The 20,493-nt window shown below is 61.3% G+C and carries 17 protein-coding genes and 5 pseudogenes; 15 read left to right on the plus strand and 7 right to left on the minus strand.

What is annotated here, in order from left to right; genetic code table 11:
- Positions 1 to 116: 116 nt before the first annotated feature.
- Together J3B00_RS14055 and J3B00_RS14060 are read right to left on the minus strand one after the other, a co-directional pair.
- A pseudogene (locus tag J3B00_RS14055) lies at positions 117 to 1,242 on the minus strand (mechanosensitive ion channel family protein).
- Between the two features lie 85 nt (positions 1,243 to 1,327).
- Positions 1,328 to 1,441: pseudogene (locus J3B00_RS14060) on the minus strand (cytochrome o ubiquinol oxidase subunit IV); the annotation flags it as partial.
- A 125-nt stretch (positions 1,442 to 1,566) separates the two neighbouring features.
- Between J3B00_RS14060 and J3B00_RS14065 the strand changes: the two are divergent.
- The 3 genes from J3B00_RS14065 to J3B00_RS14075 all read left to right on the plus strand — a co-directional run bounded on the left by J3B00_RS14065 (position 1,567) and on the right by J3B00_RS14075 (position 3,392).
- Positions 1,567 to 1,791 carry a hypothetical protein gene (locus tag J3B00_RS14065; protein ID WP_064492742.1) on the plus strand — a complete coding sequence of 75 codons (225 nt, stop codon included), beginning with the start codon at positions 1,567 to 1,569 and terminating at the stop codon, positions 1,789 to 1,791.
- A gap of 168 nt (positions 1,792 to 1,959) precedes the next feature.
- Entirely contained in the window at positions 1,960 to 2,256 is a 297-nt protein-coding gene (locus J3B00_RS14070) for a DUF6555 family protein (protein ID WP_209868079.1), read from the plus strand.
- 68 nt (positions 2,257 to 2,324) lie between these two features.
- Positions 2,325 to 3,392: a peptidase M42 gene (locus tag J3B00_RS14075; protein ID WP_064492740.1), complete on the plus strand. Its 1,068-nt coding sequence runs from the start codon at positions 2,325 to 2,327 to the stop codon at positions 3,390 to 3,392.
- On the opposite strand, the gene J3B00_RS14080 is transcribed toward J3B00_RS14075, so the two are convergent.
- From J3B00_RS14080 to J3B00_RS14090, 3 genes and pseudogenes are all read right to left on the minus strand, one after another.
- The gene (locus J3B00_RS14080) at positions 3,376 to 3,819 is read right to left on the minus strand and encodes a YetF domain-containing protein (RefSeq protein ID WP_209868080.1); all 444 of its coding nucleotides are present in this window, start codon (positions 3,817 to 3,819) and stop codon (positions 3,376 to 3,378) included. The genes J3B00_RS14075 and J3B00_RS14080 overlap by 17 nt on opposite strands.
- A gap of 9 nt (positions 3,820 to 3,828) precedes the next feature.
- Positions 3,829 to 4,281, minus strand: coding sequence for a hypothetical protein (locus tag J3B00_RS14085; protein ID WP_209868081.1), 453 nt, complete (start codon positions 4,279 to 4,281; stop codon positions 3,829 to 3,831).
- A gap of 65 nt (positions 4,282 to 4,346) precedes the next feature.
- Positions 4,347 to 4,852 (minus strand): annotated as a pseudogene (locus J3B00_RS14090) (CinA family protein).
- Between the two features lie 180 nt (positions 4,853 to 5,032).
- Between J3B00_RS14090 and J3B00_RS14095 the strand changes: the two are divergent.
- From J3B00_RS14095 to J3B00_RS14105, 4 genes and pseudogenes are all read left to right on the plus strand, one after another.
- Positions 5,033 to 5,266: a PLDc N-terminal domain-containing protein gene (locus J3B00_RS14095; protein ID WP_064492737.1), complete on the plus strand. Its 234-nt coding sequence runs from the start codon at positions 5,033 to 5,035 to the stop codon at positions 5,264 to 5,266.
- A gap of 91 nt (positions 5,267 to 5,357) precedes the next feature.
- A pseudogene (locus tag J3B00_RS26615) lies at positions 5,358 to 5,581 on the plus strand (hypothetical protein).
- A gap of 73 nt (positions 5,582 to 5,654) precedes the next feature.
- Complete coding sequence (locus tag J3B00_RS14100; RefSeq protein WP_209868082.1) at positions 5,655 to 5,948, plus strand: hypothetical protein; 294 nt, start codon at positions 5,655 to 5,657, stop codon at positions 5,946 to 5,948.
- Positions 5,945 to 6,247, plus strand: a complete 303-nt coding sequence (locus J3B00_RS14105; protein ID WP_209868083.1) for a hypothetical protein — start codon at positions 5,945 to 5,947, stop codon at positions 6,245 to 6,247. The genes J3B00_RS14100 and J3B00_RS14105 overlap by 4 nt, the downstream gene beginning before the upstream one ends.
- 191 nt (positions 6,248 to 6,438) lie before the next feature.
- Here J3B00_RS14105 and J3B00_RS26620 read toward each other — a convergent pair.
- Positions 6,439 to 6,669 (minus strand): annotated as a pseudogene (locus tag J3B00_RS26620) (Arm DNA-binding domain-containing protein); the annotation flags it as partial.
- A 153-nt stretch (positions 6,670 to 6,822) separates the two neighbouring features.
- Positions 6,823 to 7,737 carry a LysR family transcriptional regulator gene (locus J3B00_RS14110; protein WP_245362549.1) on the minus strand — a complete coding sequence of 305 codons (915 nt, stop codon included), beginning with the start codon at positions 7,735 to 7,737 and terminating at the stop codon, positions 6,823 to 6,825.
- Positions 7,738 to 7,951: 214 nt separating this feature from the next.
- On the opposite strand from J3B00_RS14110, the gene J3B00_RS14115 reads away from it, so the two are divergent.
- The 8 genes from J3B00_RS14115 (at position 7,952) to J3B00_RS14150 (ending at position 20,455) form a co-directional block, all read left to right on the plus strand.
- Positions 7,952 to 8,974 (plus strand): zinc-dependent alcohol dehydrogenase family protein, encoded by a 1,023-nt coding sequence (locus J3B00_RS14115; RefSeq protein WP_209868084.1) that lies wholly within the window; start codon positions 7,952 to 7,954, stop codon positions 8,972 to 8,974.
- 934 nt (positions 8,975 to 9,908) lie between these two features.
- A complete protein-coding gene (locus tag J3B00_RS14120) occupies positions 9,909 to 11,279 on the plus strand; it encodes a hypothetical protein (RefSeq protein ID WP_209868085.1) in 1,371 nt (456 codons plus the stop codon).
- 72 nt (positions 11,280 to 11,351) lie between these two features.
- Positions 11,352 to 13,004: a VRR-NUC domain-containing protein gene (locus J3B00_RS14125; protein ID WP_209868086.1), complete on the plus strand. Its 1,653-nt coding sequence runs from the start codon at positions 11,352 to 11,354 to the stop codon at positions 13,002 to 13,004.
- Entirely contained in the window at positions 13,001 to 15,262 is a 2,262-nt protein-coding gene (locus J3B00_RS14130; RefSeq protein ID WP_209868087.1) for an ATP-dependent DNA helicase, read from the plus strand. Before J3B00_RS14125 ends, J3B00_RS14130 begins: the two co-directional genes overlap by 4 nt.
- 87 nt (positions 15,263 to 15,349) lie before the next feature.
- The gene (pgm, locus tag J3B00_RS14135; protein WP_209868088.1) at positions 15,350 to 16,987 is read left to right on the plus strand and encodes a phosphoglucomutase (alpha-D-glucose-1,6-bisphosphate-dependent); all 1,638 of its coding nucleotides are present in this window, start codon (positions 15,350 to 15,352) and stop codon (positions 16,985 to 16,987) included.
- Between the two features lie 238 nt (positions 16,988 to 17,225).
- Positions 17,226 to 17,699: a MarR family transcriptional regulator gene (locus J3B00_RS14140; RefSeq protein WP_209868089.1), complete on the plus strand. Its 474-nt coding sequence runs from the start codon at positions 17,226 to 17,228 to the stop codon at positions 17,697 to 17,699.
- A gap of 30 nt (positions 17,700 to 17,729) precedes the next feature.
- Positions 17,730 to 18,923 (plus strand): HlyD family efflux transporter periplasmic adaptor subunit, encoded by a 1,194-nt coding sequence (locus J3B00_RS14145; RefSeq protein WP_209868090.1) that lies wholly within the window; start codon positions 17,730 to 17,732, stop codon positions 18,921 to 18,923.
- Positions 18,920 to 20,455 carry a DHA2 family efflux MFS transporter permease subunit gene (locus J3B00_RS14150; RefSeq protein ID WP_209868091.1) on the plus strand — a complete coding sequence of 512 codons (1,536 nt, stop codon included), beginning with the start codon at positions 18,920 to 18,922 and terminating at the stop codon, positions 20,453 to 20,455. Before J3B00_RS14145 ends, J3B00_RS14150 begins: the two co-directional genes overlap by 4 nt.
- Positions 20,456 to 20,493 lie beyond the last annotated feature (38 nt).

Genomic DNA, 20,493 nt, shown 5'->3' on the forward strand with positions numbered 1-20,493 from the left:
GCAGGGGGGCCTTCAGCCACTGAGCCATTGCTTCTTATCTGAGGATGGATCTGTATGCTGGCGCGGTTTGAATCAGGCCGGCGGGGAGGGGGCCGGATACCCCCTCACACCATCTTTCAAGCGCCACTGAGGCCGCGCCCTTCACGGCCCTGCCCCAGCCGGTTGGCTTCCTCTGGCAAGGCGGTGACTTTGATTGCGCGTACCGGCACGGCGAATTTGGCCCCTATTGTGGAGAAGCGCTCCAGGAGCCGAAAATTGATGGCCTGCTGAATATCCATGTACAGGTTGTAGCCTGGGTCCTTGACGATATAGACACATTCGAACTCCAGCGCTTCCTTGCCGAAGCCGCGCAGATGTGCGCGGTCGAAGCGTACCTGCTGTTGGTCTTTGATGGCTTCTTCGACGATGGCCGGCGCTTTTTTCACCGCCTCGGTAGGCGTGTCATAAGAGAGGCCGAATTCAAACACGATCCGCCGTTCTTGCAGGCGCTTGTAGTTCTGGATCGTGCTGCTGATCATGCTGGCGTTGGCCATCACGATCTGCTCGCCACCGAGGCTACGGATGCGCGTGGTCTTGAGACCAACGTGCTCGACGGTGCCAGCCAGCGGCCCGATGACGATGAAGTCCCCGACCTCGAAGGGCTTGTCCACCGCAATCGACAGCGAGGCGAACAGATCGCCGAGGATGTTTTGCACGGCCAAGGCTACCGCGATGCCCGCCCACGCCCAGACTGGCGACAAAAGCGGTGATGTTCACCCCCAGGTTCGACAGCATTGCCAGAAGCACCACGGACCATAGCAGCACCCGCGCGCCCCAGGCCGAAAGGGTGGCCAACGCACTGCCTTGGTTCAGGCCGGTGGCATTGTGGCGGGCGAAATAGCGGCTCAACCCCAGGCCAATGGCGCGGTTGGCCCACAGGCCGATCTGCAAGGCGGCAACCACGAACCACAGGCTGCTGACCCGAGTCAGCCAGCGCTCCGGCAGGTCGAGCATGCTCAGGCCCACCAGCAACGAGGCGAGGAACAGCAAAAAGTTGCTGGTGCCTGACAACACCTTGGCCAGTACCTGGCTCAACGCGCCATCGTGCTCGGACCAGTGCCGGACCCGGCGCAACAGAAAACTGATGGCAGCGCGGGCTACCAGAAACGTAAGCAGTGCCACGCACAGTGCTACAAATACATTGAGAATGGAGATACCGAATACGGTGGTGTCGGTGAACAATGCGATGAGTCGATCATTCATTGGCGGTTAGCCTCCTTGGTTGCCCTGGAGTGATAAGCAGGTCATGTGCTTGGACGTCAATGAGGCGCCGCAGGTCGATCGGATTTCACAAACCCAGCATGTTGTAATGCACGTAGTACATGATCCACAGCGAGAGCCCCACCAGCAGCACGATGATCACGACCGTAAACACCAGGGCTACCAAGCTCCAGCGTTGCTCCACGGTGCGGCGTTGGCCAACCCGCTGACGCGTCGGGCGAGTTGGCCGTTGAGGCAAACGGAACAAACTTTTTGCCTGCCTTCGGGTTCTTCTGAAATGGACTTCAACAGTATGAGGAAATCCCAATGAAGCGCACCGATGACAACACAGGCGACAAGGTCCCTCAGCCGCTTGCTTCTGAACAGGCGCAACGCGGCGAACAGGTGCCAGGCCCGGTGCTCAAACAGCCGGAGCCGGAAACCGAGGCGGTGGACAAAGTAATAACGCCTACCTCGATCAAGGAGCAGGCGCAACAGACCCAGCACATCAAACAGCGTCTGGCTGAGGTCGAGGAAAAGAAACAGTCCTGATCGCCACGACCTGGGACCGGGTGTCTAGCCCGGCTTCATGGCGAGCTTCGCGAAGGCATAGCGCCTTCGCGATCGCAATGCGAAACGCGTAATGACCAGTCAGTCAAAATTTCTGAATTTTTTTTGCTTTCGCCCGCTCCATTAGCCTGAACAATGGAGGAGAGTCCCATGGCAGGACCGCAACTGTATGTAATCGAATATGAGCTACATGGAGAATTCCGCACCTTCATCATCCGGCTTCAGTGTATGGACAACGCTGAAGCCTGGCACTGGGCGAGCTGCGATGCGGGGGTAGGTATCATTCCCAGGTTTGGTCAGCACAAGATAAAGAAGGTCAGCCGGCCCATGGCGGAGCGTTACGGTATTGCCAATGTACGTTGGCGGCCATCAGGGCAAGGGCCCGAATTTGTCGCGCTGCCTATCGATGTCAAGAAATTCTCCAACAGCGGCACAAGCAGCGCCTGAGGCGTTGCTTGCTGGCAGGCAAGGCCAGGGTCGTCGCCCTGGCTATTTCAAAAGACAGAGGTAGCCCCATGGAAATCATGCCGCTGCTAGAAGCCTTGTTACTGGCCCGCGGCCCAGGCGGCCAAGAAGATGAAGTGCGGGCGGTATGTCGCGATGCGCTTGGGGCGTACTGCGACGATGTGCATACCGACAACGCCGGCAACCTGCTCGGGGTGATCCGCGCCGCTGGCGATGCCAAGCCCGACGCGTCGATCAAGGTCATGGCTCACCTGGACGAAATTGCCATGATCGTAAAGAACGTCAGGCCGGACGGCACGCTCGAAGTGCTGGCACTCGGCGGCGCGCAGCCAATCAGCTTTGGCGTCTGCCCGGTGGACATCCTGGGTGATCGACAGATGCTTCCCGGCGTCCTGTCTTTCGGGTCGATGCACAGCAGTGGGCAGACCGCCAGCGGGCGTGACGTGTTGGCTGGAGCGGTGCAGTGGTCTGACCTCCATGTGGTCACGCGCAAACCCAAGAAGGCGTTGGAGGCAGTCGGCGTACGGCCAGGTACGCGGGTGGTGCTGAGCCGCCATTGGCGGCAACCGTTCAAGGTCCACGACAGCATTGCGGCGCATTTTCTTGACGATCGCGCGCCCTTGGCTGCGGTGATCCATTGTGCTCATCAGCTACAGCTAAGGCGCAGCGAATTGCGCCAGGATGTGTGGTTCGTATTGACGACGTTGGAGGAAGAATCCAACGCGGGCGCTATGTATGCGGCGTCCAGGCTGCCGGGCGATACCACCATTGCCGTCGAGGTCGGTCCGGTGCTGGAGGAGTACGGAACCAGGCTGTCTGCCGACCCGATCATCAACACGGGTGACCAGAAGGGCTATTACTCCCGCCAAGTGGTACAGGCCCTGATCGCGGCCACGCACCGGGCTGGTTACACCCCCCAAGTCGCACTGCTGGTTGATTTTGCGTCCGATGCAAGCGCAGTGCTCAGTACCGGTACGGACGCCCGAGCCGGCTGCATCGCCATACCCACAGAAAACACCCATGGTTTCGAGATGGTGGTGCAGGAAGGCATTAACGCCTGTGCAAGCAGCCTGCTGGAATACCTGCTGCAACCAGAGCAGATCATTCCTGAGGTATGATCGAGATCTTGCCATTGCGCTCGACGATGGCGAATTTGATTTGCTCGACGGTTTCGATGCCTTGGCTGTCGCGTGCAGATTCGAGGATATCGTCCTCGGTCAGCCGTGCCCGGCGCATGCGTTGGTGAAGAAAGCGTCCGTGTTCCACCACCAGCGTTGCATGGCCGTCGAGCAGACGTGCCAAAGGTCTGGAATTCAACTTGGCCAACGACAGACCAACATCCAGCACTATCAGCGTGGCAATCACCAGAACAGCGTTGGTAAAGGAAAAGTCTTCACCCAACAAAGCCTGCTGAGTCGCTTCGCCAATGATCAACAACAGCACGAAGTCGAACGTGGTCAGGTCGGCCAACGAGCGCCTGCCAGCCACACGAAACAGCAACATCAGGACAATGTACATGCCTGCTGCACGAAGGATGGAGTCCATGTCACGCTCCTAGGGGTACAGGAAGGTAGTGAAATGTACCGCGCTGCTCGGGGCTGCCCTGACACTGCCTTCAAAGGTGCCGACATAGTCGCTGCGCAGCGTCAGGTAGAGGGTGGCCACACCGGCTTCGCTGGTGCCAAGTTCCAGCAGCAGTGACTCGCCATGAGATCGCGACACCTTCGGCTCGGGCTGCAGGGTCTCGATACTGGCCTCCTGCAGTAAGGTTCCGCCCAGCAGCAGTATGACCGGCTTCCCGGGGGCGCCGCGAACTGTGATTCGCATGCTATCGGTACTGCCTGTACGGCTGAGCCGCTGATACTCGACCCGTACACGGCCGTCGCTACTCACGGCCTGGGCGTCACTGAGCTGACCATTGCCAAACAATCCGGCCAGGGCAAGCAACACGATCAGCACCAGCGAGTACCATCCAACCCGCTCGAAGCACCATACACGGCGCTGCATGGGCATGTCTTCCTCGACCGGGTGGTGCCTTGAGATCAGCTCGTCTTCGCGCACGGCCTTAGCCCTCAGGCGCGCTCACCGCGCAGCCAGCGTTGGTGGTAGTGCACCAGGTGTGACAACCCGAACAATGCTCCCTGGCGGATGGTGTCTGCGCGGTCACCAAAGAAACGCTGCGTCCGGGTGAAAACGGCAAGCGGTTCGCCGGCGAATGCCCAGGCAAAGCAGACAGTGCCCGGTGCAATGCCGTCTTGCGGCTCTGGCCCTGCGACACCGGTGCTGGCGATGGCAACCGTGGCGTCGCTCTCCTTCAACGCACCCAATGCCATTTCTCAGGCCACTGCCTCGCTGGTGAGCCCGTAGCGTTCAATGGTTTGTTGGCTAACGCCTACTAGGAGCCTTCTTTTGGCGCTGGGCGAATAAACGACGTAACCGCTTTCAAGTACTTCGCCGGTACCCGGTACTGCCGCCAGCAATAGACCATGGCGCCAGCTGTGCATGATTCGGCAGTGGTCAGGACAAAATTGTGGGTCCTTAGGTAGTCAAGCGCCTCGAATACTGGATCTTTAGACATAGTGGGCCATCCGAATGCTGTTTTGCGATGGACGTGTGGCGGGCAAAGTTGGTTCAGTGTGCGTGGCGTCCATTCATCTACGCGGGATAAAGCTGCCTGAACTTTGAACGGCACGCAGGCTTCCCTTTTATACGAGGCCATGGTTTTCGTGGCCTGTCATTTGGAATAGGAGAGGCGGTCATGACCGAGCCTGTGACGTATTTCTGGATCGCCGTGGCGGTGATCATTCTACTTGTCGATCTGTGGGCCATTGTCAGTGTCTTTCGCAGTGACAAAGCCGATGCGACCAAAGCGCTGTGGGCGCTGTTACTACTGGCACTGCCCATCGTCGGCCTGGCTATCTGGGGCATCATGGGGCCGCGTGGCATCAAGCGCGGGACGGGACCGTCATCCCCAGAACATAGTAAGGGGTGAAGCCAAACAGACGGCTTCGCGATGCGTTGTGTCTCAGCCAAATTTCACGAAAGAGGCTAATATTCGCAGGGAAACTAGCCTGGGCATGGTAATGGACAAGCGCACTTTCGTAGGAATGGTGAGGCCGGCGAGCCGCTGATCCAGCAGGCAGTGGACGCATTCCGTGCCTACCACGAGGCTCAGGATTGTAGCGCTCCACCAGAGGAGGTTGAACGGCTCCGCCTGCTGGCTGAATCTCTGTTCCAGGCGGTCTCCGACTACCAGTTCCGGGTCATAGCCAAGGCTCGTGGCAAGGATTTGCCACCATTGCACTGACCTGCTGATCGGCAATTCCCCGTACCAGGTTTCGCCTATAAGGTGCTGTATTTTTGTACAGTGTTGGTACCCTGTGTATTTCCTCCTCGGTCGCCGCCGCGTGAATGGCGTGGCCATCCCCACCAGTCAGCTCAGGAAGATCACGCCGCTCCGGGCAGACATCCACATCGGCGACAATCACAGTGAGCCACTGGGCCGGGTCGCTACTCAGGCCTGGGTATTCAACCCGACCCCTGGGCCTGACGTGATACCCCGGCTGCACGATGCCAAGGTCAACGGCATGGCCCAACTCGGCATGAACATAAACGGCATCGAGGAGATCGGCGGCGTGGTGTACGCGCAGTCGTGGTGGTGCAAGGCAGAATGATGAGCCGACTACCGCGGGCCTGGCTGGACGAGCTCAACGACCAGTTCGCCCTGACCACCGATCCAGATAACCGAGCTGCCGTCCTGGCTGAGATGGCCATGGCCGCCCACCGGCGGGGGGAAGTGGACGCCGACCAGCTGTGCGAGATGCTCGAGTTTACCGAGGCGGCTCGGCTCTATGGCCTGAACGAGCACGAAGACATGTACGCCTGCGGCCTGCGCGGCTACCACGATCCTCTGCCGGAATGGGGTGTCGAGGTGATCAAGGGGCAGTGCAGGGAGCCGCCTCTCTGTGGATAGCTATACAAAGGAAGGGAATCGGTCGGCAGAGTGCCGGGGAGGCCTGGCCAGGGCCATGACTTTTGAAGTGACGTTTGCCAGGATGCGTCCGTACGCGTGAAGCTTCGTTGCAGCGAAAGCAGGTCCGGAAGACCTGTGTTATCAAGTCATTACCGTGGTTTGTTATGTATGGGGTGCAAGGGGTCGAGTGCTCTTAAGCCGATGTCCGGGTACGCGCCAATGGAGAATCGGTTTTCTTTACCGTGCAGCCGATACTTCAGGCGCCAGACCTTGGAAGGCGGTTTTCCGACCTTGCTAGATGCCCTCACCTCCAGGTAAAGACCAGGGATTTCTCCGTCAGCGTGTTTGCCAGGTTCGGACAGCGAGTGGATAAAGGCATCGCTGAGTTTTCGTCGAAAAAGGAGAGCTTCATCTGGGGGCATCGGTGGGGGCACCGTTTTTAACAAAGCGAGATTTGCCCCCAATTATGCCCCCGCGAGCTTCGGATTCCAATGGAATTGGACAGACGGTATTGGACTGAGTTTCTACACAACTACTTGTTTATAATAGATTTTTTGGAGCTCAGTGGACGTCGGTTAGAGACTATCCGGATCCCCGAAAAACATCTGAATCCGCGACCGCAACCAACGCTCCGCCGGATCATTATCCTGCGCCCCCCGCCAGGCCATGTGCAGTTCGAAGCTGTTCACCTCGATGGGCAGATCCTCCGCACGCACACCCCCTCCAGCAGTCAATACCTCAGCCGTGTAATCCGGCACGGTGGCGACAATATCCGTACCTGTGAGCAAGCTGCTCAGGCCATTGAACTGCGGCACTGCCAGCACCACGTGACGTTTGCGGCCGATCTCGTCGAGGGCTTCGTCGATAAAACCGGACAGATCCCCGGCAAACGACACCAACGCATGCGGGCGGACGCAGAAATCATCCAGGCTGATACTGCCGGGCATGCTGTCGGCGCGCAGCAATTTGGGCTTGCTGCGGCGCAGCACCTTGCGCTTGGCGTTGGCCGGCAGGTCGCTGGTGTAACTGACGCCCACCGAAATCTCGCCGGAGGCGAGCAGCGTCGGCATCAGCAGGTAGTTGACCCGGCGTACCACCAGGACGATACCGGGCGCTTCGGCGCGGATGCGTTTGAGCAGCTGCGGCAACAGGGCGAACTCGGCGTCGTCAGACAGACCGATGCGGAACACCGAGGTGCTGGTGGCCGGGTCGAATTCGGCAGCGCGGCTGACCGCGGTGGAAATCGAATCGAGCGCGGGCGAGAGCAGGGCGAAAATTTCATGAGCCCGCGCCGACGGCTCCATGCTGCGCCCGGTACGCACGAACAGCGGGTCGTCGAACAGGTTGCGCAGGCGCGACAGCGCCGCGCTGATCGCTGGCTGGCCGAGGAACAGCTTCTCGGCGGCGCGAGTCACGCTGCGCTCGTGCATCAAGGTTTCGAACACGATCAGCAGGTTGAGGTCTACACGACGCAGGTCGTTACGGTTCATCGATGCGTTTAGCCTATTCGCCAAAGGTGGGGCAGGGGTGAATCTTAAGGCCAAAGGCTGGTAACCTGCACCGATTTGTGGGAGCCAATGCATGAATTTGCCTGGAGCCCAATCAATGCCAGGCATGTCGACTATTAATGGCCACTGATGGTTAATCGACAAAAGCCCGGATAAAGTTCGTGGTAATACAAGTTTCACACTGGCGAGGTTTGCGATGTCCCGCATGATCCGATTCCACACCTTCGGCGCCGCCGATGTGCTGCGCTGCGAGGAGCAAGGCGACCGTTCGCCTGCCGCCGGCGAGCTGCAGATTCGCGTCGAAGCGATTGGCGTCAGTTGGTATGACGTGCTCTGGCGGCAGAACCTGGCACCGTCCAAGGCGCGCCTGCCGGCAGGCATCGGTCACGAGATGGCCGGGGTGGTAACTGCGGTTGGCGAAGGCGTCGATGACATTGCGGTAGGCGACCGGGTGGCGAGCTTCCCGGCTTCCAGCGCCAACGATCACCCGGTGTACGGCGATGTCATCGTACTGCCGCGCACCGCCATTACCCGCTACCCCGAGATCCTCACGCCGATCGAGGCCAGCGTGCACTACACGCCGCTGCTGATCGCCTATTTCGCCTATGTCGACCTGGCTCGGGCCAAGGCCGGGCAGACGGCCTTGGTCACCGATGCCAGCCATTGCGCGGGGCCGGCCTTCGTACAGTTGGGCAAGGCACTGGGGCTCAAGGTGTTCGCTGCAACCAAGGAAGCTGACCAGCGCGACTACCTGCTCAGCCTGGGCGCGGACAAGGTGATTGTCACCGAAGAGCAGGATCTGCTCATGCAGATTGGCAAGTACACCGATGGGCGTGGCGTCGACATGGTCCTGGATGGCCTGGGTGGGCCGCAGATGTCGCTGCTCGGCGATGTCCTGGCGCCACGTGGCAGCCTGGTGCTGTATGGCCTGCAGGGCGGCAACCAGACGCCGTTTCCGGCGTGTGCGGCGTTCCAGAAGAATATCCAGTTCTACGTGCATTGCATCGGTAACTTCATCGGCAAGCCGGAGTTGGGGATCAGCCAGGATCAGGTCGCCTTGCAGCGAGCGCTGCGCGATATCAACCAGTTCACGGCTGACCAGTTGCTGACGCCGCAGATCATCAAGGTGTATCCGTTCGATCAGGTGGTGGCGGCGCATCGCTACATGGATGAATGCCCTTGTGGTGGACGGGTGGTGCTGGATATGGGGCAGGCTTGAGTAGGCGTGCGGGTGCCTTGACCATTGCGGTCATCTGACATTTTGGTTTGAGTCCATTGGGGCCGCTGCGCGGCCCTTTCGCGACACAAGGCCGCTCCCACAGAGATCGCGCCAGCTTGAGGTTTGGTGCAAGGCAGTTGCCCACAAAGGTGAACCGCGCCGCTCTTGAGGCATGCGCGGCCTCTGTGGGAGCGGCCTTGCGTCGCGAAATGAGGGCGCAGCCCTCACCGGCATCGCCTCCAGATACGATCCGTTCGCTCACTGCAATCCGGCCATGGCTACTTTGGGTTCATCCTTGGTAAGGAAACCGGCGATTACCCACTGGGAATGTGTGTGGTTGTGCGTCAGATGGTGAGGGCTTCGCCCTCATTTCGCGACACAAGGCCGCTCCCACAGAGATCGCGCCAGCTTGAGATTTAGTGCAAGGCAGTTGCCCACAGGCGCTGTGTGTTGCGAGAGCGTAGCGGCCACAGTTCGTTCAGTGAACGTGATAATTGTCAGTTGATAGGTATTAGTCAGATCCTTCCTACGCAAGTAAGTTAATTTTCTTACAGAGCGCTCTCTCGTCGAAATTTCCTGTCTGAATAACGAATTCTCCGCTTTTACATTTGCGCTTGCCTCTCGGCAATTTCTCAGCTAAATCATTGCTGAAAGGTTTATTTAACCTTATCTGTAGCTATTGTCCGTTCGATAAGATGGGCGCTGCCCAATGAGTTTAAGCAAAGGAACGAGTGGATGAGCATAGGCAGGCATGGCGGCAGTTGGGAGAGGGGGGTGCGGCAGGCTCGCTGGTTTCAGCGGCGTTCAATGGTGTGGCGACAGAGGCAATTCGTCATTTCCCAATTGTTTGTGGGAAATTTCTTATAAATAGAAACGCTTATTGATATTTCGCCCGCTTAAGTATTGAAAAGTACTCAGAAACAGGGAGTGCCCCATGAGTAACACCCATGATCAAGCTATGCACTTCATCTACCGGCAAGTGCTGGAAAGATTGTTGGAACATCTGACCCAGGCCCAGCGTGCCTCGTTGCAATTGCTGATTCAGCGCTTGCTGGTGGCAGCAGGTGGGGTGGACTACGTCGGACAGTTTCAACTGGTGGTTGTCCACGGTCCCGACCGCAAAAGCGCGCTGTTGCTGGCCTGCCTACGTGCCGCGCAGTTGATCATCGCCCAGCGTGCGCCGGCCACCTTCCGGATGCGTGTGCTGGTAACGTCACTGCCGATTAGCGGCCCGGACAGCCTCAAGCACCATGAGCGGTGTTTTAGCCAGTTGTTCATGCAGGATGATCCACGGATCGATCTGCTGATGATCCAAGGGCATGCGCTGGTGCCGTTCAGCAGTCGGCCAGTGACCAGCGCTGCCGAGTGGGCGCAAACGCGCGAGTCGTTGTTGCTGTTTGGTCACCTCAATCAGGGCCGCCCAGAAGCCATCTTCGGCAGCCGGCTGCACTTGCAACTGGCAGAAGCCCTTGACCGCACCCTGGAGGGTCACGATGGGGTGGCCGCGCTGGTTACGATCATCCCGCAGCGCCAGCGCCAGCGTTATCTGGCCTGGTGCCGCCGATGCCTGCGGCTTGCCGGTGAGCCTGGCTTGAGTGCCAGCGGGGTGAACCTGGCCAGCTGGGCCGAGCCCTTGCGGCGGCTGCATGACCTGGTGGCAGCGCCGCTGGCTGCAGCCTGCGGCGTGCCGCCTCAAGCCGGCGGGCAGCACCTGCTGCGCGTGATTACCGTGGATGAACTGCTCCAGCCTGAAGGCGTGGATGACCAGCTGGAGCGCATGTTGGACTTGCACTTTTCCGTAACGGCCTGCGATGCGCCTTTAGCCGGCTACTTCGAGGCGGATGCTTTGGCGCAATTGCGCCTGTTACGGGACCGCATGCTGCTGCGCAAAGCACAGGGCAGGGATTTTCGCCTGGGCCTGAGGCGGCGCGGCAAAGTCGCTACGGTACTGCCGTTCGAGCGAGGTTCGACCCGCTTTCTGCAAGCCCTGGACCTCAATCACAATCAGTTGATCTGCCTGCTCTGCGCGCCATTTGCCAATCACGGCCGCGGACTTGCGGAATTTATCGAATGCTTTCATCCCGGCATGCTCATCGCTGTGCCGCATCTGCACCGAGCCTTGCGAGGCAACCCTAGCCCGTCAGGGGTAACCCAGTGGCTGATGGAAATCAGTGGGCTGAGCCTGAAGCAGCTGAAAGCCATCTATGCGCGCCAGGTCGGGCAGCCGGCCAGGCGCATGCTGGTCAATCTGGCGCGCCGTGATCTGGCGCTTCGGCTGATGGTGCCCGACGGTCGTGACCATTGATCTGGACCGCTTGCATGTAGTGGGTATCTGTATGTATAACCAGTGCCTGTCTCCTGCGCCTGACCTCGTACCGTGATCGCTCACTCCGTCGATGACCCGTTCTACTACCTGCACAATTTTCGTCACGTACTGACCTGGGTCGCTCACCGTTATTCCGACCTGCTCGATGCCTCTGAGCAGACTTTTCTCGCTGAGTTCCAGCGCTTGCCGCAGGCTGCCCAGGCCATGCTGGTACGCATGGTCATGCGCAAGGGCGAGCTGTTTCGCAGCGACAAGCTCAACTATGCCGAGATCGGTGATCCGCTCGACGCCTTGCAGCCGCTGCTGACGCTTGGCTGGATCTGTGATCGTGCGCCACTTTCGCTCGAGCAGCTGTTTGGTCTTTTGCGCAAGGAAGAACTGGCCGACTGCTTTGCCGCACAGCTGAGCCGACCGCGTGCGGCCAAGGCCGACCTGCTGGCGCAGTTGCAGCCCCTGCAGTTGCCTCCCAGGCCATTAGCTGAATGGTTTGCCCAGCGCCCGTTGCAGATTGTGCACTGGCGTCTGCAGCCGCTGTGCGATCGCCTGCGCCTGCTGTTCTTTGGCAACCTCTACCAGGACTGGTCGGAGTTCGTCTTGGCCGACCTGGGCGTGCTGCGCTTTGAAAAAGTCCCGTTCAGCGATGACTCGCGTGCTCTGCGCCGGCGTGCCGAGGTCGATTTGGCAATGGCCTTGCATCAGTGTGCCGAGCGCCTGGAGCAGGGCGAGGCGCCGGGCGTGCTGGTGGCGGCTCTGGAGGGCCTGCACAGCGACAACCCGTGGCTGGCCAGGCGTCGCTCCCGGCTGTTGTTCAGCATCGGTCAGCGCTGCGAACGCCTGGCTGACTGGGAACTGGCGCTGACGGTGTATGACCAGAGCAGCCATGCCGAAGCGCGTATCCGTCAGGTGCGGGTACTGGAGCGCAGCGAGCAGTGGCTACGAGCTCAACAGCTTGCCGAGCAGATCGCCAGTGCACCGGCCAATGCCCTCGAGGTGCAGGCGCTGGAGCGCATGTTGCCGCGCCTGGCGCGCAAGTTGGGCGGGCCGCCGACGCCGCGTCGACGCACCAGCGAAGTGACCGTGATTGAGCTGGAGCTGCCGGCGCAGATGGCCGTACTGGGGGTTGAAGAAGCAGTCCGCCTGCACCTGGCCGAGGACGGCGGGCAGGTGCATTACGTCGAAAATACCTTGTTCAACAGCCTGTTCGGTCTGCTCTGCTGGGAGCCGATTTTCGCGCCGATCCCAGGCGCGTTCTTCCACCCCTTCCAGGGTGCACCGCAGGACCTCCACGACGCTGATTTTCGTCAACGCCGCGCGGCGCTGTTCGATGCCTGCCTGGCCCGACTCGACCAAGGCACACATGGCCCGGCCATCCGCGCCTGCTTCGAAGCCAAGCAGGGCCTGCAGTCGCCCTTCGTATTCTGGTCGATGCTGACCCCGCAGTTGCTGGAGGCGGCCTTGGCCTGCTTGCCGGCGATGCACCTCAAACAGTGCTTCCTGCGCCTGTTGCAAGACATTCGCAACAACCGTGCGGGCATGCCCGACCTGATTCAGTTTTGGCCGGAGCAGGGCAGCTACCGCATGGTCGAGGTCAAGGGCCCGGGTGATCGTCTGCAGGATAACCAGTTGCGCTGGCTGGCGTTCTGCCGCGAGCACGGTTTGCCGGTCACTGTCTGCCATGTGCGTTGGCGCGAGCAGCCGGCATGAGTTATTCGGTGGCGGTGCGTGCGTTGTGCGAGTTCAGCGCCAAGATCGGCGACCTCGACCTGCGCTTCACGCCTTCGCCCACGGCCCAGGAGGGTATCGCCGGCCATCGCCGGGTGGTGGCTCGCCGCGATCCTGGTTATGAGTCCGAGGTGGCGTTGCAGGGCGAGTACCAAAGCCTGCAGGTGCGCGGCCGCGCCGATGGCTATGACCCTGTGCGCAATCGCCTCGAAGAGATCAAGACCCATCGCGGCGATCTTGCCCGGCAACCGGCCAATCACCGCCAACTGCATTGGGCCCAGGCCAAGGTGTATGCCTGGCTGTTGTGCCAGGCGCGGCAGCTGTCGACCATCGAGGTGGCGCTGGTCTACCTGGACGTCGACAGCGACCGGCAGACGTTGATCAGCGAACAGTACAGCGCCGCCGACCTGCAAGGCTTTTTCGAGGCACAGTGCCAGTGCTTTCTGGCGTGGGCACAGAGCCAGGAGCAGCGGCTTGCCGAGCGCGACCGCGGCCTGCTGGCGCTGGGCTTCCCCTATGCGCAGTTCCGTCAGGGCCAGCGCCAACTGGCAGAGACCCTGTACAAGGCCGTCAGTACCGGCCGGTGCCTGATGGCTCAAGCCAGCACCGGCATTGGCAAGACCCTGGGCACGCTGTTTCCGTTGCTCAAGGCGATGGTGCCGCAACGGCTCGACAAGCTGTACTTCCTCACCGCGAAAACGCCCGGCCGGGCGCTGGCCCTGGATGCCCTCGAACAGATTACCGAGGCCAGCGCGCAGCCGGCCTTGCGCACCCTGGAACTGATCGCGCGGGACAAGGCCTGTGAATACCCGGGCAGCGCCTGCCACGGTGAATCCTGTGTCCTCGCCAGAGGCTTCTACGACCGTCTGCCCGCAGCGCGTGAAGCCGCTTCACGGGTAGCCGTGCTCAACCGCGAGGCGCTACGTGAGGTGGCTCTGGTTCATCAGGTCTGTCCGTACTACCTGGGCCAGGAAATGGCCCGCTGGGTCGACGTTGTGGTCGCCGACTACAACTACTACTTCGATGCTCACGCACTGCTGTTTGGCCTGGCCCAGGCCAACCAATGGCGGGTGTCGGTACTGGTGGACGAGGCGCACAACCTGGTTGAACGGGGGCGCGGGATGTACAGCGCCAGCCTCGACCAGGGCCAGCTGCTGGCATTGCGCCAAAGCAAGCCGGAGGGCTTGGGTAGCGCACTCGACCGGCTCAACCGCCAGTGGAACGCGCTGTACAAGGAGCAGCGCGCCCCGTACCAGGCCAGTGAGCGCCTGCCGGATGCCTTTGTCAGTGCGTTGCAGCAGTGCATCGGGTTGATCCAGGAGCGGCTCAATCAGGCGCCGGTCGGCCTTGATCCACAGATCTTGCAGTTCTTTTACCAGGCGTTGCAGTTCAGCCGGGTAGCGGAGCTGTTCGACGAGCACTTCCTGTTCGATGTCAGCGTGCGCAATGGCTCGGGCAAGCGGCGTCTGGCCACCCTGTGCCTGCGCAACGTGGTTCCGGCGCGCCTGCTTGGCCCGCGGATGACTGCCGCGCGCAGTGTCACCTTGTTCTCCGCCACCTTGAGCCCACGGCACTTTTATACCGACCTGCTGGGAATGCCCGCCGACACCGCCTGGCTGGACGTGGCGGCGCCGTTTCGTGCCGAGCAGCTCGATGTGCGCATCATCACCCGGGTATCGACGCGGTATCAGCAGCGCCATGCCTCGCTTGCGCCAATTGTCGAACTGATCGCCGAGCAATACCGCAGTCGGCCGGGCAATTACCTGGCGTTTTTCAGCAGCTTTGAATACCTGCAACAGGTTGCCGGGTTGCTGGCTGAACGCTACCCAGAGCTACCACGCTGGGAGCAGGCCGCCGGGATGGATGAGGCGGCCCGCGAGGCGTTTCTGGCGCGTTTCGTGGCGGATGGCCAGGGCATTGGTTTTGCCGTGCTGGGTGGCGCGTTTGGCGAAGGTGTCGACTTGCCTGGCACGCGCCTGATCGGTGCGTTCGTCGCCACCCTTGGGCTGCCTCAGGTCAACCCGATCAATGAGCAGTTCAAGCAGCGCCTCGGCCGGCAGTTTGGCGCAGGCTTTGACTACGCCTACCTGTACCCCGGCGTGCGCAAGGTGATCCAGGCTGCCGGGCGGGTGATTCGCGGTGACCAGGACCGCGGCGTGCTGCTGCTGATCGATGAGCGCTTCGCCGAGCCGCGGGTGCAGCAGATGTTTCCTGGCTGGTGGCAGACGGCCTGCGAATAATCCCGGGACGTCTTATCGCACGGCATTGCAACTCCCAGTACACTGAGTGTTCCAACCCCCTACATTCGTTGACCTCGAGGTTTTTGCATGACGCTCAGTCCTTTGGCAGGCAAGCCGGCTCCAGCCAGCGTGTTAGTCGATATCCCCCGCCTGCTGACCGCTTACTACACTGGCCGTCCCGATGCGTCGGTGGCAGCCCAGCGGGTGGCCTTTGGGACGTCGGGGCACCGGGGGACCTCCCTGGAGCTGAGTTTTAACGAAGACCACGTCCTGGCCATTACCCAGGCCATCTGCCTTTACCGTGCAGCGCAGGGCATCGACGGCCCCGTGTTCATTGGCGCCGACACCCACGCGCTGTCTGCGCCGGCGGCGGCCAGTGCGCTGCAAGTGCTGGCTGCCAACGGGGTGCAGGTGATGTTGTCCAAGGACGACGAGTACACCCCGACCCCGGCGGTGTCGCACGCTATTCTCTGTTACAACCGCGGTCGCCAGAGCGGCCTGGCCGACGGCATTGTCATTACGCCATCGCACAATCCTCCGCAAAGTGGCGGCTTCAAGTACAACCCGCCCAATGGTGGCCCGGCCGACAGCGACGTGACCAAGTGGGTCGAGGCCAAGGCCAACGAACTGCTGGCTGCCGGCCTGGCGGGCGTCAAGCGCATGGAGCATGCCCAGGCACTGCAGGCGCCGACCACCCATCGGCATGACTACATTGGCAGCTATGTGGCCGACCTGGAAAACGTCATCGACTTCGACGTCATCCGTAGCGCCAATCTGCGCCTGGGCGTCGATCCACTGGGCGGGGCAGGGGTGCGCTACTGGCAGGCGATCGCCGATCACTACCGGTTGAACCTGGAAGTGGTCAACACCGAGGTTGATCCGACGTTCCGCTTCATGACCGTCGATTGGGACGGCCAGATCCGCATGGACCCATCCTCGCCCTACGCGATGCAAGGCCTGATCGGCCTGCGTGAGCGTTTCGACGTGGCCTTTGCCTGCGACCCGGACCATGACCGCCACGGCATCGTCACCGCCGATGGCTTGTTGCAGCCTAATAATTATCTGGCGGTAACCATCGATTACCTGTTCCGCAACCGTCCGCAATGGCGCAGCGACGCCGCGGTGGGCAAGACCGTGGTCAGCAGCGGGCTGATCGACCGGGTCACGGCGCGCCTGGGGCGCACCTTGTTCGAAGTGCCGGTCGGCTTCAAGTACTTCGCCCAAGGGTTGTTCGACGGTTCGCTGGGCTTTGGTGGCGAGGAGAGTGCGGGTGCTTCGTTCCTGCGTCGTGACGGATCGGTCTGGGCGACCGACAAGGACGGCCTGATTCCGGCATTGCTGGCGGCCGAGATGACCGCGCGTACCGGGCGCAATCCAAGCCAGGCCTACGCTGACCTCACCGATGCCTTGGGCAAGCCATACGCCACGCGGGTCGAGGCCAAGGCCGATGTGCGCCAGAAGGCCTTGCTGAGCAAGCTGGCCCCGGAGCAGGTCACCTCCACCGAGTTGGCGGGCGAGCCGATCGTGCAGGTGTTGAGTCATGCGCCGGGTAACGGCCAGGCGATTGGCGGGCTGAAAGTGATGACGGCCAATGGCTGGTTCGCTGCACGGCCATCCGGCACTGAAGACATTTACAAGATCTATGCCGAGAGCTTTATCGACGAGGCGCATTTGCAGCGTCTGGTTGCAGAGGCTCAAGTGCTGGTGGATGCGGCGATCGCCTGACGCTTAGCCAGCCATCGCTGCGCGAAGATGCCGGTCCAGACACCTTGGTGTATGGCACCGGCTTCGCCGGTTTCGCGGGGCAAGCCCGCGCCTGCAGGACTGGTTCCTGCCAAAACAATCGGTCAAGCGAAAGGCCATTCTCCCCTCAAGGCAGTTCTTTACGTAGCGTGCTAATCAAGGCTTTGACATTCACTGCCTAGGCAGTAATATTTACACACAATTGCCTGAGCCGCTGCCGATGTCTCATTTCAACTCGGAAAACTTCCAGACCTGCGCCATCGGCATGCTGCTGGGCCGCGCTGCGATCCTCAAGGACCGCATCCTCGACTGGCACCTGGAGAACGAAGGCGTTACCGCCGCGCAATTCAAGGTGCTGATCATCGTCACCCAATACCAGGTCGATACCCCGGCCGAACTGTGCCGCTACCTGGGCCTGGACAGTGGTTCGATGACGCGCATGCTCGATCGCCTCGAAACCAAGGGGCTGATCCTGCGCAACCGCTGCCCGGACGACCGGCGCCAAGTGCGTCTGGCACTGACTGCCGATGGCCAGCGCCTGGCAGACCAATTGCCCGTGATCGGCGCGGCGGCAATGAATGAACTGGTCGGCGTGCTGCAAGCCGAGGAGCTGAAGACCCTCGAAGGTTTGCTGGCCAAGGTGCTCCTGAGCGCTGGCGACCCCCTGACGATCCGCCGCTTCGGCGATCGTTGATCCCTGTTACGACTTATCCAAGGTACTGTCATGGCTACTCCTGCGGACACATCCCCCTCCACGCCAGTGCCCGAGGCCTCGGCCAAGCGCAAGACCTGGCTGCTCGCCCTGCTGGTGCTGGTCATTCTTGGCGGCGCTTGCACCTGGGCCTGGTACAGCCTGGTCGGGCGCTGGCACGAAAGCACCGACGACGCCTACGTCAATGGCAACGTGGTCGAAATCACGCCGCTGGTGACCGGCACCGTCACCAGTATTGGCGCCGACGATGGCGACCTGGTGCATGCCGGCCAGGTCCTGCTGCAGTTCGATCCTGCCGACAGCGAGGTCGCCTTGCAGGCTGCCGAAGCCAAGCTGGCGCGCACCGTGCGTGAAGTGCGCGGGCTGTACAGCAACGTCGACGCACTCAAAGCGCAGTTGCAGAGCCGCACTGCCGAACTGAAAAAGGCGCGTGACAACTACAACCGGCGCAAGGTGCTCGCCGACAGCGGTGCAATTGCCGCTGAAGAAATCTCGCATGCCCGTGATGACCTGAGCTCGGCGCAGAGCGCTCTGGATAACGCCCGTCAGCAGCTCAACACCAGCACGGCGCTGATCGACGACACCGTGGTGTCGTCGCACCCAGAGGTCATGGCTGCCGCCGCCGACCTGCGCCAGGCCTATCTCGACCACGCCCGTACCACCTTGGTGGCGCCGGTAACCGGCTATGTCGCCAAGCGCACGGTGCAACTCGGCCAGCGCCTGCAGCCGGGTACCGCGACCATGGCGGTGATCCCGCTTGATCAGGTGTGGATCGACGCCAACTTCAAGGAAACCCAACTGCGCAATATGCGTATCGGCCAGCCGGTCGAGATCAACGCTGATCTGTATGGCAGCGACGTCAAGTACACCGGCACTGTCGACAGCCTCGGCGCCGGTACCGGCAGTGCCTTCGCCTTGCTGCCTGCGCAGAACGCTACCGGCAACTGGATCAAGATCGTTCAGCGCGTGCCGGTGCGTATCCACCTGAGCCCGGAGCAACTCAAGGACCACCCCCTGCGCATCGGCCTGTCGACCGTGGTCGAAGTCGACCTGCATGACCAGAGCGGCCCGTCCCTGGCCCAGCAGCCGCCACAGCAGGCCAGCTACACCACCCAGGTGTATGACCGCCAGCTGGTCGAGGCCGACCAGATGATCGCCAAACTGATCCACGCCAACAGCGCCTCGGGCAAGACGGCCGTACGATGAGCAACAACGCACCCGCGCAGTTCACCCCGCCAAGCCTGTTGCTGACCACCATCGGCCTGTCGCTGGCGACCTTCATGCAGGTGCTCGACACCACTATCGCCAACGTCGCCTTGCCGACCATTTCCGGCAACCTGGGTGTCAGCTACGAGCAGGGCACCTGGGTCATCACCTCGTTCGCCGTGAGTAACGCCATTGCCTTGCCGCTGACTGGCTGGTTGAGCCGGCGCTTTGGTGAGGTCAAGCTGTTCATCTGGGCCACGCTGCTGTTCGTGGTGGCGTCGTTTCTCTGTGGTATTGCTCAGTCGATGCCAGAGCTGGTGGGCTTTCGCGTGTTGCAAGGCGTGGTCGCCGGCCCGCTGTACCCGATGACCCAGACCCTGTTGATTGCAGTTTATCCACCGGCCAAACGGGGGATGGCCTTGGCTTTGCTGGCCATGGTCACGGTGGTCGCGCCCATTGCCGGGCCGATTCTCGGCGGCTGGATCACCGACAGCTACAGTTGGCCGTGGATCTTCTTCATCAACGTGCCGATCGGCCTGTTCGCCGCAGCCGTTGTGCGCCAGCAGATGCGCAGCCGGCCGGTGGTCACCAGCCGCCAACCGATGGACTATATCGGCCTGATCACGCTGATCATCGGTGTCGGCGCCTTGCAGGTGGTGCTGGACAAGGGCAACGACCTGGATTGGTTCGAGTCGTCTTTCATCATCATCGGTAGCCTGATTTCGCTGGTATTCCTGGCGATCTTCATCATCTGGGAGCTGACCGACCGTCATCCGGTGGTCAACCTGCGGCTGTTCGCCCACCGTAACTTCCGCATTGGCACCCTGGTGCTGGTGGGCGGTTATGCGGGCTTCTTCGGCATCAACCTGATCCTGCCGCAGTGGCTGCAGACGCAGATGGGCTATACCGCTACCTGGGCGGGCCTGGCAGTGGCACCGATCGGTCTGTTACCCGTGGTGATGTCGCCCTTTGTCGGCAAATACGCGCACCGCTTCGACCTGCGCGTGCTGGCCGGCCTGGCGTTTCTGGCGATCGGCACCAGCTGCTATATGCGCGCCGGGTTCACCAGTGAGGTGGACTTCCAGCACATCGCCCTGGTGCAGCTGTTCATGGGTATCGGCGTGGCGCTGTTCTTCATGCCGACCTTGAGCATCCTGCTCTCGGACCTGCCGCCGAATCAGATTGCCGATGGTTCGGGGCTGGCGACCTTCCTGCGCACGCTCGGCGGCAGTTTTGCCGCGTCGCTGACCACCTGGATCTGGATCCGGCGCGCCGACCAGCACCATGCCCAGCTCAGCGAGCACATCAGCCAGTACGACCCGGTCACCCGGCACACGCTGGAGCAGCTCGGTGGGGCCAATGCGCAGAGTTATGCGCAGATGGAGCAAATCCTCAATGGCCAGGCATACATGATGTCGACCGTCGACTACTTCACCCTGATGACCTGGATTTTCGCCGGCTTGATACTGCTGGTGTGGTTCGCCAAGCCGCCATTTACCGCCAAGGCCGGCCCGGCGTCGTCAGGCCACTAGTTGTCAATGGAAGTGGGTAGGCGATAGCCTTGTGCCAT

The organism is Pseudomonas sp. BP8 (assembly GCF_017875955.1).
Lineage (GTDB): Bacteria > Pseudomonadota > Gammaproteobacteria > Pseudomonadales > Pseudomonadaceae > Aquipseudomonas.

Excerpts from the sequence above, each read along its gene's own strand:
- J3B00_RS14150 (WP_209868091.1), top strand. The coding sequence starts at position 18,920 with ATGAGCAACAACGCACCCGCGCAGTTCACCCCGCCAAGCCTGTTGCTG.
- J3B00_RS14085 (WP_209868081.1), bottom strand. The coding sequence starts at position 4,281 with ATGCAGCGCCGTGTATGGTGCTTCGAGCGGGTTGGATGGTACTCGCTG.
- J3B00_RS14105 (WP_209868083.1), top strand. The coding sequence starts at position 5,945 with ATGATGAGCCGACTACCGCGGGCCTGGCTGGACGAGCTCAACGACCAG.
- J3B00_RS14075 (WP_064492740.1), top strand. The coding sequence starts at position 2,325 with ATGGAAATCATGCCGCTGCTAGAAGCCTTGTTACTGGCCCGCGGCCCA.
- J3B00_RS14145 (WP_209868090.1), top strand. The coding sequence starts at position 17,730 with ATGGCTACTCCTGCGGACACATCCCCCTCCACGCCAGTGCCCGAGGCC.
- pgm (WP_209868088.1), top strand. The coding sequence starts at position 15,350 with ATGACGCTCAGTCCTTTGGCAGGCAAGCCGGCTCCAGCCAGCGTGTTA.
- J3B00_RS14095 (WP_064492737.1), top strand. The coding sequence starts at position 5,033 with ATGACCGAGCCTGTGACGTATTTCTGGATCGCCGTGGCGGTGATCATT.
- J3B00_RS14080 (WP_209868080.1), bottom strand. The coding sequence starts at position 3,819 with ATGGACTCCATCCTTCGTGCAGCAGGCATGTACATTGTCCTGATGTTG.
- J3B00_RS14115 (WP_209868084.1), top strand. The coding sequence starts at position 7,952 with ATGTCCCGCATGATCCGATTCCACACCTTCGGCGCCGCCGATGTGCTG.
- J3B00_RS14065 (WP_064492742.1), top strand. The coding sequence starts at position 1,567 with ATGAAGCGCACCGATGACAACACAGGCGACAAGGTCCCTCAGCCGCTT.
- J3B00_RS14070 (WP_209868079.1), top strand. The coding sequence starts at position 1,960 with ATGGCAGGACCGCAACTGTATGTAATCGAATATGAGCTACATGGAGAA.
- J3B00_RS14130 (WP_209868087.1), top strand. The coding sequence starts at position 13,001 with ATGAGTTATTCGGTGGCGGTGCGTGCGTTGTGCGAGTTCAGCGCCAAG.
- J3B00_RS14120 (WP_209868085.1), top strand. The coding sequence starts at position 9,909 with ATGAGTAACACCCATGATCAAGCTATGCACTTCATCTACCGGCAAGTG.
- J3B00_RS14140 (WP_209868089.1), top strand. The coding sequence starts at position 17,226 with ATGTCTCATTTCAACTCGGAAAACTTCCAGACCTGCGCCATCGGCATG.
- J3B00_RS14110 (WP_245362549.1), bottom strand. The coding sequence starts at position 7,737 with ATGAACCGTAACGACCTGCGTCGTGTAGACCTCAACCTGCTGATCGTG.